The following is a 14,140-nucleotide window of genomic DNA, read 5'->3' on the forward strand; positions in this document are numbered from 1 at the left end:
CGAGCGGACCGATGCCCATCGCCTGACGCCCTGGGGCAAGGCTATCTACAAACGCCGAAAGGAAACCGTGGAACGCTCGTTTGCCGATGCCAAACAACTCCATGGTCACCGCTATGCCAGGTTTCGAAGTCTTATACGCGTGCAAACCCAGTGCCTGCTCGCCGCCGCCGCCCAAAACATCAAGACAATCGCAATGGCCCTCACAAAGCCACCCAAACAAGCCCTAGCCTGAGATGGGCGCACCAGCCCCACCCTGAACTGAAACCGCTCAAAATCTCGGAACCAAAACTGCAAAAAAATAAACCCGCCGAAATCGACGGGTTTGTCAGCAGTCTGGGGCGGGTCTAGAGGCCCGGCTTTTTTTATGCTCCCCCAAGCGCTTTAGTTCCCTCATCCTTGCCTACCCCTTATATGCGCGCGCCTTGAGCGGATCAAAGTCAAAGGGGGCTGTGGGCGAAGCCCTGCGTCTCGGCTCAGGCACACAAAGGTGCCTCCCGCCTAGAGGCTGGCATCCAAGCCTAAATCGACGCCGCTACAATAAGATCGCCCCCCCGATCTGTTTTCCCCCGTCTTTTTCTGCATTGCGACCTCCCCAAGGGCAGGCAGACCTGTCATTTTGATCGGTAATATGTCTGTTGATTCGCAATCTGATCTCTTTGGTGCTGGCCAAACGCCGCGCCAAGCCGAACCGGCTAAACCGGCCAAAACGCCGGAGCCCTCTTCTGTGCCTCAAGCTCAGGCTCCAGCCTCTGGCCCTGTGGCTCCGGACACTGGCGGCGCGAAGCCAGGCTATAATGCCTCCAGCATTGAAGTCCTTGAAGGGCTGGAGCCGGTTCGCAAACGCCCGGGCATGTATATCGGCGGTACCGATGATCGTGCCCTGCACCATTTATTTGCTGAGATCTTAGACAACTCGATGGATGAGGCCGTCGCCGGCTGGGCCGACCGCATTGAAGTTCATCTCGATGCCAATGGCTTTTTGACCGTCGTAGATAATGGGCGCGGCATTCCCGTTGATCCGCATCCGAAATTTCCTGACAAATCGGCCCTGGAAGTGGTTCTGACCACGCTTCATGCCGGGGGTAAATTCTCCGACAAGGCCTATCAAACCGCAGGCGGTCTGCACGGCGTGGGGATTTCGGTGGTCAATGCGCTTTCCGAACGCGTTGAGATTGAGGTCGCGCGCGAAAAAACCCTCTGGACCCAGGCCTATGAACGCGGCCTTCCCATGGGGCCAGTTGAAAAAGTCGGCCCCGCCCCCAATCGGCGCGGAACGACCGTGCGTTTTAAGCCCGACCCGCAAATCTTTGGCGCAAAGGCGCATTTCAAAGCGGCGCGTATTTTCGGCATGGCCCGTGCGAAAGCCTTCCTGCGCCGCGGCGTCGAAATCCGCTGGTCGTGTAGTCCCGAGTTGGTGGTCGGCACCGATATCCCAGAAAAAACCACGCTGTGCTTTCCCGGTGGTATTGCCGATCGCCTCAAAGAAATCACCCACGGGCGCACCCTCGTCACCGATATTTTCGCTGACCGGATCGAGCGTGATGGCCGCCTGGGCGCGTTGGAATGGGCGCTGGCCTTTTCTGCCGATGGCTTTGGCGATGCCGATGGCTTCTGCCAATCCTTCTGTAACACGGTGCCCACGCCTTTAGGCGGCACCCACGAAGCCGGTCTACGCGCCGCCTTGTCCAAAGCGCTGCGCGCCTATGGCGAGCTGTTAAATCATAAAAAAGCGGGCCTCATCACGCCTGATGATGTGATGGGCGGGGCGGGCATTATGCTGTCGGTCTTCATGAAAGACCCAGAGTTTCAAGGCCAAACCAAAGAGCGCCTCGCCACGGCGGAAATGGCGCGCCTGGTTGAAACCGCCATGCGCGATCCCTTGGATCACTGGCTGGCCGGTAATCCCAAAGAATCACAGAAGCTGATCGATTGGGCCGTTGATCGCGCCGAAGAACGCCTGAAGCGTAAGCGCGATAAGGAAGTCAAACGCCAGACCGCCTCGCGCCGTCTGCGCCTTCCCGGTAAGCTCGCCGATTGTTCAAAAACCGATGCGCAGGGCACTGAGATTTTCCTGGTCGAGGGGGATTCGGCTGGCGGTTCAGCCAAGCAGGCGCGTGACCGTAAAACCCAGGCCATTCTCCCCTTGCGCGGTAAAATCTTGAACGTCGCTTCCGCGACCCCCGACAAGATTGCGGCCAACCAGGAAATCAGTGATCTGATGCTGGCGCTGGGCACCCACCCCGGTTCGCGCTTCAATCTTGAAGATCTGCGCTATGAACGGGTCATCATCATGTGTGACGCCGATGTCGACGGGGCGCATATTGCCTCTTTGCTGGCGACCTTCTTCTATAAATTCACCCCAGAGCTGATCACGGCGGGGCGGCTCTATATGGCTCAGCCCCCGCTCTATCGCCTGACCCAAGGCGGTAAAACCCTCTATGCGCAAGACGATGCGGAGAAAGATCATCTTTTGGCCACCGGCTTTAAACGCGGCAAAGTCGATATTGGCCGCTTCAAAGGCTTGGGCGAGATGACCCCTGTTCAGCTTAAATCCACCACGATGAACCCGCAAAGCCGATCTTTGGCGCGCGTCACCATTGATGCTCTGGAAAAAGAAAGTACCGAGGCCTTGGTGGAAACCTTGATGGGGCGCAAGCCAGAGCTGCGCTATCAATTCATCCAGCAACATGCCCCGGATATCGCGGAATTAGACCTCTAAACGCGAATTTTCCTTAACCTTACCCTGTTTTCCATTGACGCGGTAACCTCCATAGCCTTTACTCAACCCTTAAGAGTGGGCGTGCACAATGTGTAGGATCTGACCTTAAAGAGGTTTGATCAGGTGGAGGGAACCCCATGACCAACCGAATTTATGCGATCCTCGCAGGTTTGTGCCTATGGACCTTAAGCGCGTGCAGCCTGGCACAAGATGAGCCGCCGCGCGCAGACGCGTTTGAAAACGCTGAGAATTTCCTGGCCTGCCGCGGCAATGGCTATGCACTGTGCTACTATTCTGGTCCGGCGGATGACCAACCGACCAAGCCGGGCACCAGCTCCCCGCCGCTGCCGTGTAATCCCAATGTCGATGATACGGCGGCCTGCACCTGTTATGCCTTCGATGATGGTATGTATAATGGTGAGTTGAGCTGGAATTATGTTCTCATCGGCTCAATCCTCAATCGCGAAGTGCGCGAAGAAGCCATGCTGCGCTGTCATGAGGACGGCTCTAACTGCCTTAATATGAAATCTCTTCATGGTCATTGCCGTGAAGTCGATGGCGTCATCGCAGAATCCGAAGACTGCCTGCAGGCCCCGGTCTGTAGCTATCTGGGTAATCCGGCCGAAGGCATCCCTCAGACGCTGTATCCGAATTTAGAGAATGTCAGCCTGATCTCGACCTTCTCCTTTGCTTACAGCGATGTCCATGAATTCGGCTCAACTGAGTGTTCAAATGCTGACAATCCGTCTTATGCGGGATGCATGACCGCGCCGTGCATTGAAGACGAAAATGGTCTGACCAGCTGCCAATGCCCGACCTTTGAAGGCCCTTATCAGGTGGGTCAAACCTATGATGGCCTGACCTGCGCCATTGATGGCCATATCTGGTCAGCGGCATATCATGAGACCTCTGAGGACAGCGCTGACGGGGAAGAATAATCCGGTCACGACACCCTATCACCCGGCGGGCGATTACAAGGACCCGCCGGACGTGGTTTCAGCACCTAACCTGTCGGGCCAGGATATATCAAGCCATGAAATTTAATCTCTTATACGTCTTCTATTGACGCGCCCTCTGGCTTGGCTTTGAATACTGAATGCGCAGCTATAACGATAAAGCGCAGCCAGTAAGGGGCGGAAATACATGATAAAACACGCTTGGCCATGGACCAGCGCACTCGGCGCGGTCCTGATGCTCACCGCTTGCGATGTCACACCGGACACGTCGAGCCATTCTGAGACCTCTAGCGGCGATACAGATGTCGTGCGCTATGATGCCAATCCCTATCCCTCCACCTATCACCCCCTACCCTCGCAGACCGTTTTCATTACCAATGCCACGATTTTTGATGGCATAGGCGGGGAAATGGCGGGCGGATCTATTCTCCTGGAAAATGGCCGCATTGCCGCGATCGGCACCGATCTGAGCGCGCCGGAGGGTGTAGAGATCATCGACGCCAACGGGCAATTTATTACGCCGGGCGTTGTCGATATTCACTCCCATCTGGGCGTTTATGCCTCGCCTGGGGTCTCGGCGCATTCCGATGGCAATGAAGTCACCAGCCCGGTCACGGCCGAGGTCTGGGCCGAACATGGCGTCTGGCCCCAAGATCCCGGCTTTGATTCTGCGCTGGCGGGCGGGGTGACCACCTTGCATGTGCTTCCTGGCTCGGCAAATCTCTTTGGCGGGCGCGGCGTGACCTTGCGCAATGTGCCCTCGCGCACTGTGCAGGGCATGAAGTTTCCCGACGCCCCTTACACCCTGAAAATGGCCTGCGGGGAGAACCCCAAGCGCGTCTATGGCGGGCGCGGTCAAGCCCCCGGTTCGCGCATGGGCAATGTCGCGGGCTATCGCCAGGCCTGGCAGCGCGCGGTGGAATATCGCCGCAGCTGGAACGAATATTGGGACAAGGCCGAGGCCGGTGAGGATGCCAATCCCCCAACCCGCGATTTTGAGCTTGATACCCTGATGGGGGTGCTCGATGGCGAGATCTTGGTGCAGATGCATTGCTATCGCGCCGATGAGATGGCACAAATTCTCGATATGTCGCAAGAGTTTGGCTATAAGGTCACCACTTTCCACCATGCCGTTGAGGCCTATAAAATCCCAGATTTACTCGCCGAGGCGGGCACCTGCGCCGCGGTTTGGGCCGATTGGGGTGGATTTAAGATGGAAGCCTTTGATTCCATTCGCGAGAACCTCCCCCTCCTTCATGCGGGTGGGGCCTGCGCCATGATCCATTCCGATGATGCCAACGGTATTCAACGCCTCAATCAGGAAGTGGCGAAAGCGCTTTCCGATGGGCGCCGCTTAGGTCTGGAGATCTCCGATGGCGAAGCGGTGCGCTGGTTCACCTCGAACCCCGCTAAAGCCTTGGGTATTTTTGATGAAACCGGGTCTTTGGAAGTGGGCAAACGCGCCGATCTGGTGATCTGGTCGGGCCATCCCTTCTCCACCTATTCCACCGCGCAAGACGTCTTTATTGACGGGGCCTTGGTTTATGATGCCGAAGATCCCAGCCGGCAAACCGTACGTGACTTCATGATTGGCCAACCTGGTGAAGGGGCAAACTGATGAAACATCTTCTCGCATCCTCCCTGGCGCTGGCGTTAAGCGTTAGCGGATTGGCCAGCGCGCAAACCACCGTCTTCACCCAAGGCCGGGTCGTCACCAATACCGATCAAGGCGTATTGGACAATGCCAGCGTCGTGGTGCGCGATGGCGTCATTGTCGAAGTTGGCACGAATGTCACCATTCCCGCCGACGCCACCGTGATCGACGCCCAGGGCGGCTGGATCACGCCGGGCCTCTTTCATCCCTATACCCAGCTGGGCCTGATCGAAGTCGGCTTGGAAAACTCCACCCATGACGATGTTGCCGATGAAGCCGATTTCACCGCCGCCATTGATGTGGCCGATGGCTTTAACCCCGCCAGCAATCATATCGCCTCCACTCGGCTGGAGGGCATTACCCGCATCGCCGTTGCGCCCTCTACGGGGCCAGCCATTATTGGCGGGCGCGGGGCATTGGCCAATACGTCGGGCACACCCGACAGTCTCTTTGCCAGCCGCCGCTTCATGTATGTGGATGTTTCAAGCTCCGGTGCCGGTACGGCGGGTGGCTCTCGGGTTGCGGCCTGGACCTTCCTGCGCGCGGCGATAGAAGATTCGCGCTTCTATCCCGGTCGCTTCATGGCCCATCATGAAGGCGATGCCATTGATCGCTATGACGCCGCAGCCCTGGTCCTGGCCGCACGCGGTGAAATCGCGCTCTTACTGCGCGTCAACCGCGCCAGTGATATCCGCCGCGCCCTCACCTTTAAGCGTGATTACCCCGCCATCCGCTTGATCCTGATCGGGGCGGCAGAGGCCTGGATGGTGGCCGATGAGTTGGCCGCGGCTCATATTCCGGTCATCATGGATCCGCTGGATAATCTGCCTTCCTCCTTCGACGCTTTGGCGACGCGCCTTGATGGCGCTGCGATCTTGCACACTGCCGGGGTGCAGCTCGCCTACACCAATAGCGATGCATACTTCAATCCGCGCCTCTTGCCCCAAAATGCGGGCAATGCCGTCGCCCATGGAGCCAGCTGGAATGATGCCTTCCGCGCCATCACCCTGACCCCGGCTGAGATCTATGGCGTGGGCGATCAATATGGCGCATTGGTGCCCGGCTATGTCGGCGATGTCGTGATCTGGGACGGCGATCCCTTAGAGGTCATGAGCGCGCCAACCCACGTCATGATCGACGGGGCCTTGCAGGTCATGGATAGCCGCCAAACGCGTTTGGCCGCCCGCTATAGCCAGATCCGGCCCAATAGCGATTATGCCTATCAGCATGAGGCGGCCCATGCCGCCAGAGCCGAATCAAACGCGAATTAAATCGCGCTTTAGGCGAGTGAAAGGCCGCCATCACGGGTGAATTCAAGTGATGGCGGTCCTTTTTCTTCAAAACTATCGCCAATAGGTTACACTCAATTCATCTCTTCAGTGATAAATTGGGCTGCGCATTGACAGCGCGCTTAGGGCGCGTATGTTCGCGCACTTGTTGACGTCTGCTTTGTGAGCGCGCGTTTTCAAACCATCACCGCGTTGATTGCGCCCCTAGCAAGCGGGCCGTCACAGGCAAATCGAATAGAGACGTATGACATTTGAAGAGCTGGGCCTGAGCCCGACCCTCCTTGGCGCCATAAAAGACGCCGGCTATGAAACCCCAACCCCAATCCAGGCCGGGGCAATTCCCGTTGCGCTTAGAGGCCAGGATGTTTTGGGCATTGCCCAGACGGGGACCGGGAAAACCGCCTCATTCACCCTGCCCCTCATTGAGCGCCTGTCACGCGGTCGCGCCAAGGCACGCATGCCGCGCTCTCTGGTTTTTGCGCCCACGCGTGAGCTTGCCGCCCAAGTTGCTGAAAATTTTCAGACCTACGCCAAAAACACCAAGCTGACCATGGCGTTATTGATCGGTGGCGTTGCCTTTGGTCCCCAGGAAAAAATCCTCGATCAAGGCGCAGATGTTCTGATCTCCACCCCTGGGCGCTTCTTGGATCACGCCGAACGCGGCAAGCTGTTGCTGACCGATGTGCAGATGATGGTCATTGATGAAGCCGACCGTATGCTGGATATGGGCTTCATTCCGGATATTGAGCGCATTTTCAAAATGGTGCCGCCGCGCCGACAGACCTTGTTCTTCTCGGCCACCATGCCCAAAGAAATTGTGCGCCTGGTCGACCAATTCTTGAAAAACCCCGAACGTATTGAGGTATCTGCCCCGGCCACCACCGCGACCACGATCACCCAATATGTCATCAAAATTTCTGACAAGACCGCCAAGGTGAAGCGTGAAGCCTTGCGCGCTGCCGTCACGCGTGACGGTGTGCAAAATGGCATCGTGTTCTGTAATCGCAAGCGTGATGTCGATATTGTTGCCAGATCCTTGGCTAAGCACGGTTTCGCCGCCGCGCCCATCCATGGCGACTTGGCCCAAAGCCAGCGCATGGACACTTTAGCCAAGTTCAAAGCCGGTGAGATCAAACTCCTCGTGGCCTCTGACGTGGCCGCCCGCGGGCTTGATATTCCCTTGGTCAGCCATGTGTTCAATTTCGATATTCCACGTTCGCCCGATGATTACGTCCACCGCATTGGTCGTACCGGGCGCGCAGGACGTTCAGGCGAAGCGATCAGCCTAATCGGGCCTGATGATGAAAAAGGCATGGCCGCCGTTATTGAACGTATCGGCAAAACGCCTGAAACGCTGGAGATCGAAGGCCTCAATGAAGCCCTATCACAAACGGCTGAAACTGAACGCACGCAGTCTAAAAACACACGCACCGAAAAAAGTTCGGACAAATCACGTCGTCCGCGACGCAGATCATCCGACCAAGGCCTAAGTGAAAACCCACGCAAAGCCACAAAAAACAACAACGACAATGACTTACCCGATGTTCAAGTAATCGGATTCGGTGACCACGTTCCAGACTTTTTACTGCGTTCAGCGTTTGGATAAGCCCTTTAACCGCATTTTTTAAGGTTCACGTTTACTCGTTCTTTCCATTCAGGGCGTAGGCTGTCAGATAAATCGTCAATCAAGGGTCTTTGATGATCGAATCAAAGACAGACCATGGGGTAGTAGCGTGAACGGACGACTGAACACGGCAGAAGGCCATGAGCTCGCGAAGAAAGCCCTGGACCTGATGGCGGACCTGAGTGTCCCCCCTACGCCTCAGAATTACTCAATCTTTACGGCCTATTCATCCGATTCCCTGCCGGAATTGTGTGAAGTTCTACAGACCCAGCTTGATGATGTCGGATCGGTCGATGCGGCCTTCTTAGAAGAGCTTTACGATCGGTTTTTCACCTTCAAGCGGATCCAAGATGTTGTTCTGTCGACCGGCGGCGCGATGAGCCGCGAGCTGGGCGCAGTTGTTAAAACCTTAGAAGCCGCTGAGCGTGATACCGCCGCCTATGGTGAAGCTTTGGCGGGCGCTTCGGGACAGCTGGACAAAGCGACCGACGCGCAGACCTTCAAGAAAATGGTTGAAGGCCTGGTGGCCGCCACCGCGCGCATGCAACGCCGTTCGCGTGAGTTGGAAAAGCGTCTACAGGAAACCTCCAGCGAAGTTGATCAGTTACGCACCAATCTTGAGAAAGTGCGTGAAGAGGCGATGACCGACGCCCTAACCGGCGTTGCCAACCGCAAGCGCTTTGATGAAGCGCTGCGCCGCGCGCGTCGCGGTGCGGAAATGCGCTCTGTGCCCTTCTCGCTCATCTTATGCGATATTGACCACTTCAAGCGCTTCAATGATACGTGGGGCCACCAGACCGGTGACCAGATTATTCGTTTTGTCGCGGCCTGCCTGTCACGCTTTTCCAAAGAGCACCATGTGGTGGCGCGTTATGGCGGTGAAGAATTTGGCATTGTGCTGCCGAATGCGAAATTAGAAGAAGCCAAGCAGATTGCCGAACGGGTGCGGGTCACCGTTGAATCGAAGCGTCTGCTGCGCAAATCCACCAATGAAGATTTGGGCCATATCACAGTATCGTTGGGCTGTTCGGAATACACCACCGGCGAGTCTATTGAGCAATTGATAGAGCGCTGTGACGTCAATCTCTATAAGTCTAAACAAGAAGGGCGTAACCGCACCACGGCGGACGATCCCAAAGCGGCCAGCAAAGCGGCGGCGGCATAATCTCTCGCCAATTGAGACAAAAAAGCGGGCCACGGGCCCGCTTTTTTATTGATCTGATCTTACTGCGCGGGCGGCTCGGTACGCTGGAAGCTCTCACGCTGAGACCAACGGGCGTAAAATTCCGCCAAGCCTGGCGCATCCGCGCGCCAGTCATAATCTGCAAAGCGCAGATCCAAATAACCAAGAGCGATGGCAACCGACAGCGCACCCAAATCGAAGGAGCGCTCAAACTGGCCGCGCTCATGCTCTAACACGGCGACCGTGCGCTTAACCGCTTCGCCCCACCGCTCAATCCAGAAATCATAGTGCAGCTTTTCATCGCGCCACAATTCAATGCGCCGCCCGATCGTGATGTCGATCAGACCATCTGCGATCGCTTGCTGACGCAGAACCGCCCATCGTGGACCGCCGCTTTCAGGCACCCAACGCTCATCATTCAAAGTGTCGATAAATTCGCAGATCAAGGGCGAATCGATCAGAGCCGGCGCACCATCGCGCGTTAAGGCCGGCACCTTACCCAAAGGGTTCGCGCCATGCAGCTCTTCTGGATTGTCAAACGGGATGGCCTCAACCATCTCGATCTTATTTTCCAGACCCTTTTCAATGACTAAAGCCCGACACTTGCGCGCATAGGGCGAGGTCGGCGAATAATAGAGCTTCATGCAGGTCTCCCAGGCAACTTCATACGCGTTCAAACCACGCCAAGCCCTCGCCTGACAAGCTCAATTCGCGTCAGTTTTCAGAAAAAGGCATGCCGGGACGATCATGCGCCCCGGTTATGGATCAGGCGTTATCCATATGTACGGGCACGATGGTCACGCTCTCCCCACACCCACAGGCATCGGTTTGGTTGGGATTACGGAAGACGAATTTGGAATGCAGCGCCGTGGTCTCATAATCAATCTCAGACCCCAGAAGAAATAATAAGGATTTTCCCGCGATCACAATCTCAACGCCCTTATCCTCGACCCGCTCATCCAAGGGGTCCGGCGCATCGACATAATCCAGCGTATATTCCATCCCCGCGCAGCCGCCATTTTTGACGCCAACGCGCAGAAATCCCTTCCCTTGACGCTCTAACAGCGTCTTGATCCGGGTTGCGGCGCGCTCACTTAACGTCACAGCTTTCGGGCGTGGTCGGCTCATCTTCACATATCCTTACAGCATGTTGAGTTGCAGGCGGGCCTCATCCGACATGCGGTCGGGGGTCCAGGGCGGATCAAAGGTCAGCTCAACCTCAGCCTTTTCAACGCCCTCGACCTGACTAACTGCCTCTTGGACCCAGCCCGGCATTTCCCCAGCCACAGGGCATCCCGGTGCCGTGAGGGTCATCTCAACCTTCAAAGTGCGATCATCTTCCAGATCGACCTGGTAAATGAGGCCCAATTCATAAATATCGACCGGGATTTCCGGGTCATAAACGGTTTTCAGCGCCACGATGACATCATCGGTGATGCGTGCGATTTCTTCATCGGGAATGGCTTTTTGCGCGCTCTCAGAGCCTTCAGAGGATGTGGCATCCGTGTGGGGCGCATCCTCGGTCATCGAAGGGCGTACATCCAGGCTTAACACATCGCGCTCACGCGCACGATCGGGGGTAGAATTATCCATCATCTCACCCTTCTAAATGAGAAAGCTCAGGGCTTTATTCAAGGCCGCAACGAAGCCTTCGCCATCGCTGAGCGTATTATACGGGGCAAAGCTTGCCCGAACGGTCCCGGTAATGCCAAAACGCTGCATCAGGGGATGGGCGCAATGGTGCCCGGCGCGCACGGCCACGCCATATTTATCCATCAATTGCGCCAAATCATGGGGATGCGCGCCGTCGATGGCGAAACTGATGATCGCGCCTTTATCCTGCGCGGTACCGATCAGGCGTAGGCCCTTGATCTCGCTCATCATCGCCAGGGTGCGATCCATCAGCGCGCGCTCATACTCAAACATCGCCATGCGATCTTGGGTGTTGAGCCAGTCAATCGCCGCGCCCAGACCGATAATGTCGGCAATCATCGGGGTTCCGGCTTCAAACTTATGCGGGCCTTCGGCATAGATCACGCGGTCCTCATAGACCTCGGCAATCATTTCACCCCCGCCCTGATAGGGCTGTAAGCGTGCCAACCAATCCCCCGCGGCATAAAGCGCGCCGGTGCCATTGGGGCCATAGAGCTTATGGCCAGTGAAAACGTAGAAATCACAGCCCAGATCACTGACATTGACCGGCATATGAACGGCGGCTTGCGAGCCATCCAGAAGGATCGCCGCGCCCGCTTGATGGGCCAGTTCAACCAGCGTTTTAGCCGGGGTCACCGTGCCCAGAACATTGGACATATGCGTGATCGCGACCAGCTTGGTCTTCTCATTCAACAGCGCCTTGAAACCTTCAAGGTCCAGCGCGCCAGTGTCATCCACCGGTGCCCATCGGATCACCACACCCTGACGCTCGCGCAGGAAATGCCAGGGCACGATGTTGGAGTGATGCTCCATCTGGCTAAGGATAATCTCATCGCCCGCCTTCAAGCCCGCACCAAAGGAAGAGGCCACCAGATTGATCGCTTCACTGGCCCCTTTGGTCAGCACGATATGATCGCGGCTTGGCGAACCTAAAAACGCAGCGATTTTGGTCCGCGCGGCCTCAAAGGCCTCAGTGGCTTCATTGGCCAGGGTGTGTAGACCCCGGTGCACATTGGCATAGGAATGACGATAAGTGTTCGCCACCGCCTCAATGACACATTCCGGCTTCTGGGCGCTGGCCGCATTGTCGAGATAGATCAAGGGCTGGCCATTGACCTGACGCGACAGGATCGGAAATTGTGCGCGCAAGACTTCTGGATCGAACACGGTTTCGGGTTGAAGAAGCGGCGTCATGACTGTCCTCGCAATCGCGTTTGCAGTTGGCCCAGCAAACGGGTTCTAAGCGCCTCATCGGGGATACGCTCTAAGGGATCAAGCAGGAAGCTCTCGGTCAGCAGCGTACGGGCCTCAGCCTCGCTCAAACCGCGTTGGCGCATATAAAAGAGCACGTCTTCATCAAGATGGCCCATCGCATTGCCGTGGGCACAAGCCACATCATCGGCATAGATTTCCAACTCGGGTTTCACATCAATTTCAGCGCGTTCGTCCAATAACATCGCGCGATGCTGCATCTGGGCATCGGTTTTCTGGGCACCCTGTTCAACCAGGATTTTACCCTGAAACACGCCCTTACCGTGGGCACGCGCCGCGCCTTTAAAAATCTCTCGCGTCACGCCATGGGGACCGCAATGACGCACAAAGGTCGTTTGATCGAGATGACGTTCAGCCGCAATGAGATAGGCCCCATTGATATCGGCCTCAGCGCCTTCACCCTGGTGCGTAACATGAGTTTCCAACCGGGCCAGCTTGGCCCCTGCGCCCAAAGTCGTCTGATGCAGGCGCGCCTTGGGTGAAAGCTCAATATCGCTGGTCACCACCAGCAAAGCGTCGGGCGCGTCGTCTTGTTCAATGACCCGGATCAGCTCCGCGCCCTCACCCAACACGATTTGAATGAGAATATTGGCAAAGGCCCCGGCATGCGCGCGATAGATCTCATGCAAGGTGAGCTTTGCCCCCTTACCCAGCTCAAATCGCAGCACTTTATGGGCACGCCCCGCTGTGGCCGATAGCTCAAGACTTAACGTTTCCTGCGCCTCAGCCGCGACCGCAAAGGCCAAGCCCTCATCGCCTAAGGACAACGCCAGCGCCGCCATAAAGCTGGGGCTGTGCTTTTGCGCCACCGGCACACTCATCAAAGTGCGCGCAGATTTGACGCTGATTTTGCCCTGAGACTCGACCGGACCGCTCAAACGGCGAAGATCAGAATATTTCCACTCTTCCACCCGGCGGTGTGGCATGCCGTGGTCCAACAGGCGCTGGCGCACGGGATCCTGGCGCGGTAGGTCCTTTAACAAGGCCATTTCCAAGGGCGTGGCGGTCATCAATTTAGTCATGGGTTAAGCCGCCCTCCCGACATATTTGTCATAGCCGTCGGCTTCCAATTCGCGCGCCAGCTCCGGCCCGCCGGATTTGACGATCCGACCATCGGCCAGGATATGCACCACATCCGGGGTCAAATGATCGAGCAGGCGTTGATAATGGGTGATCACCAACATGCCACGATCCGGGGCACGAAGGGCATTGACGCCCTCAGCCACCACTTTCATGGCATCAATATCAAGACCGGAATCGGTTTCATCCAGGATCAGGAATTTCGGGCTGAGCATCAGGGCCTGGAAAATCTCCAGGCGTTTTTTCTCACCGCCAGAGAAGCCCACATTCACTGGGCGCTTCAACATATCATTGGAAATGCCGAGTTTTGCAGCGTTTTCACGCGCCAGCTTCATGAAATTCGGGGCCGAGATTTCATCCTCACCGCGTGCGCGCAATTGCGCATTCAGCGATTCCTTCAAGAAGGTCAAAACCGGCACGCCCGGAATTTCCACCGGATATTGGAAGGACAGGAAAAAGCCCTTCGCGGCGCGCACTTCGGGTTCAGCCTCGCTCACATCCTCGCCATTGAAGACGATTTGCCCTTTCGTCACCTCATAGCCTTCACGGCCCGTCAGCACATAAGACAGCGTTGATTTACCCGCACCATTGGGGCCCATAATGGCGTGAACTTCCCCGGCAGGCACCTCAAGATCAATCCCTTTGAGGATTGCCTTGGCTTCACCGTCTTCATTTTCGATCTGGGCGTGGAGATTGGTAATTTTTAGCAT

The 14,140-nt window shown here is 56.7% G+C and carries 13 protein-coding genes; 7 read left to right on the forward strand and 6 right to left on the reverse strand.

Annotated elements, in window-relative coordinates; all coding sequences use genetic code 11:
- The 7 genes from H151_RS16475 to H151_RS0112970 all read left to right on the forward strand — a co-directional run.
- Positions 1 to 232 (forward strand): transposase (locus H151_RS16475; protein WP_019962089.1); only part of this gene is annotated, 232 nt, incomplete at its 5' end.
- Between the two features lie 396 nt (positions 233 to 628).
- Entirely contained in the window at positions 629 to 2,719 is a 2,091-nt protein-coding gene (parE, locus tag H151_RS0112945) for a DNA topoisomerase IV subunit B (RefSeq protein WP_019962090.1), read from the forward strand.
- Positions 2,720 to 2,856: 137 nt separating this feature from the next.
- The gene (locus tag H151_RS0112950) at positions 2,857 to 3,657 is read left to right on the forward strand and encodes a hypothetical protein (RefSeq protein ID WP_019962091.1); all 801 of its coding nucleotides are present in this window, start codon (positions 2,857 to 2,859) and stop codon (positions 3,655 to 3,657) included.
- A 205-nt stretch (positions 3,658 to 3,862) separates the two neighbouring features.
- Entirely contained in the window at positions 3,863 to 5,293 is a 1,431-nt protein-coding gene (locus H151_RS0112955) for an amidohydrolase (RefSeq protein ID WP_019962092.1), read from the forward strand.
- The gene (locus H151_RS16480; protein WP_019962093.1) at positions 5,293 to 6,600 is read left to right on the forward strand and encodes an amidohydrolase family protein; all 1,308 of its coding nucleotides are present in this window, start codon (positions 5,293 to 5,295) and stop codon (positions 6,598 to 6,600) included. The genes H151_RS0112955 and H151_RS16480 overlap by 1 nt, the downstream gene beginning before the upstream one ends.
- A gap of 262 nt (positions 6,601 to 6,862) precedes the next feature.
- Entirely contained in the window at positions 6,863 to 8,224 is a 1,362-nt protein-coding gene (locus H151_RS0112965; RefSeq protein ID WP_019962094.1) for a DEAD/DEAH box helicase, read from the forward strand.
- Between the two features lie 127 nt (positions 8,225 to 8,351).
- Positions 8,352 to 9,407, forward strand: coding sequence for a GGDEF domain-containing protein (locus H151_RS0112970; RefSeq protein WP_019962095.1), 1,056 nt, complete (start codon positions 8,352 to 8,354; stop codon positions 9,405 to 9,407).
- Between the two features lie 59 nt (positions 9,408 to 9,466).
- Here the strand turns inward: H151_RS0112970 and H151_RS0112975 are convergent, their stop codons facing one another.
- The 6 genes from H151_RS0112975 to sufC all read right to left on the reverse strand — a co-directional run bounded on the left by H151_RS0112975 (position 9,467) and on the right by sufC (position 14,140).
- Positions 9,467 to 10,069: a glutathione S-transferase gene (locus tag H151_RS0112975; protein WP_019962096.1), complete on the reverse strand. Its 603-nt coding sequence runs from the start codon at positions 10,067 to 10,069 to the stop codon at positions 9,467 to 9,469.
- Positions 10,070 to 10,190: 121 nt separating this feature from the next.
- Positions 10,191 to 10,553 (reverse strand): HesB/IscA family protein, encoded by a 363-nt coding sequence (locus tag H151_RS0112980; RefSeq protein WP_019962097.1) that lies wholly within the window; start codon positions 10,551 to 10,553, stop codon positions 10,191 to 10,193.
- A 12-nt stretch (positions 10,554 to 10,565) separates the two neighbouring features.
- Entirely contained in the window at positions 10,566 to 10,952 is a 387-nt protein-coding gene (locus H151_RS0112985) for an SUF system Fe-S cluster assembly protein (protein ID WP_040759684.1), read from the reverse strand.
- Positions 10,953 to 11,030: 78 nt separating this feature from the next.
- Positions 11,031 to 12,272 carry an aminotransferase class V-fold PLP-dependent enzyme gene (locus tag H151_RS0112990; RefSeq protein ID WP_019962099.1) on the reverse strand — a complete coding sequence of 414 codons (1,242 nt, stop codon included), beginning with the start codon at positions 12,270 to 12,272 and terminating at the stop codon, positions 11,031 to 11,033.
- Positions 12,269 to 13,372: a Fe-S cluster assembly protein SufD gene (gene sufD, locus H151_RS0112995; RefSeq protein WP_019962100.1), complete on the reverse strand. Its 1,104-nt coding sequence runs from the start codon at positions 13,370 to 13,372 to the stop codon at positions 12,269 to 12,271. The genes H151_RS0112990 and sufD overlap by 4 nt, the downstream gene beginning before the upstream one ends.
- A gap of 3 nt (positions 13,373 to 13,375) precedes the next feature.
- Positions 13,376 to 14,140 carry a Fe-S cluster assembly ATPase SufC gene (sufC, locus tag H151_RS0113000; protein ID WP_019962101.1) on the reverse strand — a complete coding sequence of 255 codons (765 nt, stop codon included), beginning with the start codon at positions 14,138 to 14,140 and terminating at the stop codon, positions 13,376 to 13,378.

The organism is Woodsholea maritima DSM 17123 (assembly GCF_000382325.1).
GTDB lineage: Bacteria > Pseudomonadota > Alphaproteobacteria > Caulobacterales > Maricaulaceae > Woodsholea > Woodsholea maritima.

What these genes read in the sequence shown, in the direction of transcription:
- parE (WP_019962090.1), top strand. Translation starts at nt 629, where the DNA reads ATGTCTGTTGATTCGCAATCTGATCTCTTTGGTGCTGGCCAAACGCCG.
- H151_RS0112950 (WP_019962091.1), top strand. Translation starts at nt 2,857, where the DNA reads ATGACCAACCGAATTTATGCGATCCTCGCAGGTTTGTGCCTATGGACC.
- H151_RS0112955 (WP_019962092.1), top strand. Translation starts at nt 3,863, where the DNA reads ATGATAAAACACGCTTGGCCATGGACCAGCGCACTCGGCGCGGTCCTG.
- H151_RS16480 (WP_019962093.1), top strand. Translation starts at nt 5,293, where the DNA reads ATGAAACATCTTCTCGCATCCTCCCTGGCGCTGGCGTTAAGCGTTAGC.
- H151_RS0112965 (WP_019962094.1), top strand. Translation starts at nt 6,863, where the DNA reads ATGACATTTGAAGAGCTGGGCCTGAGCCCGACCCTCCTTGGCGCCATA.
- H151_RS0112975 (WP_019962096.1), bottom strand. Translation starts at nt 10,069, where the DNA reads ATGAAGCTCTATTATTCGCCGACCTCGCCCTATGCGCGCAAGTGTCGG.
- H151_RS0112980 (WP_019962097.1), bottom strand. Translation starts at nt 10,553, where the DNA reads ATGAGCCGACCACGCCCGAAAGCTGTGACGTTAAGTGAGCGCGCCGCA.
- H151_RS0112985 (WP_040759684.1), bottom strand. Translation starts at nt 10,952, where the DNA reads ATGACCGAGGATGCGCCCCACACGGATGCCACATCCTCTGAAGGCTCT.
- H151_RS0112990 (WP_019962099.1), bottom strand. Translation starts at nt 12,272, where the DNA reads ATGACGCCGCTTCTTCAACCCGAAACCGTGTTCGATCCAGAAGTCTTG.
- sufD (WP_019962100.1), bottom strand. Translation starts at nt 13,372, where the DNA reads ATGACTAAATTGATGACCGCCACGCCCTTGGAAATGGCCTTGTTAAAG.
- sufC (WP_019962101.1), bottom strand. Translation starts at nt 14,140, where the DNA reads ATGCTAAAAATTACCAATCTCCACGCCCAGATCGAAAATGAAGACGGT.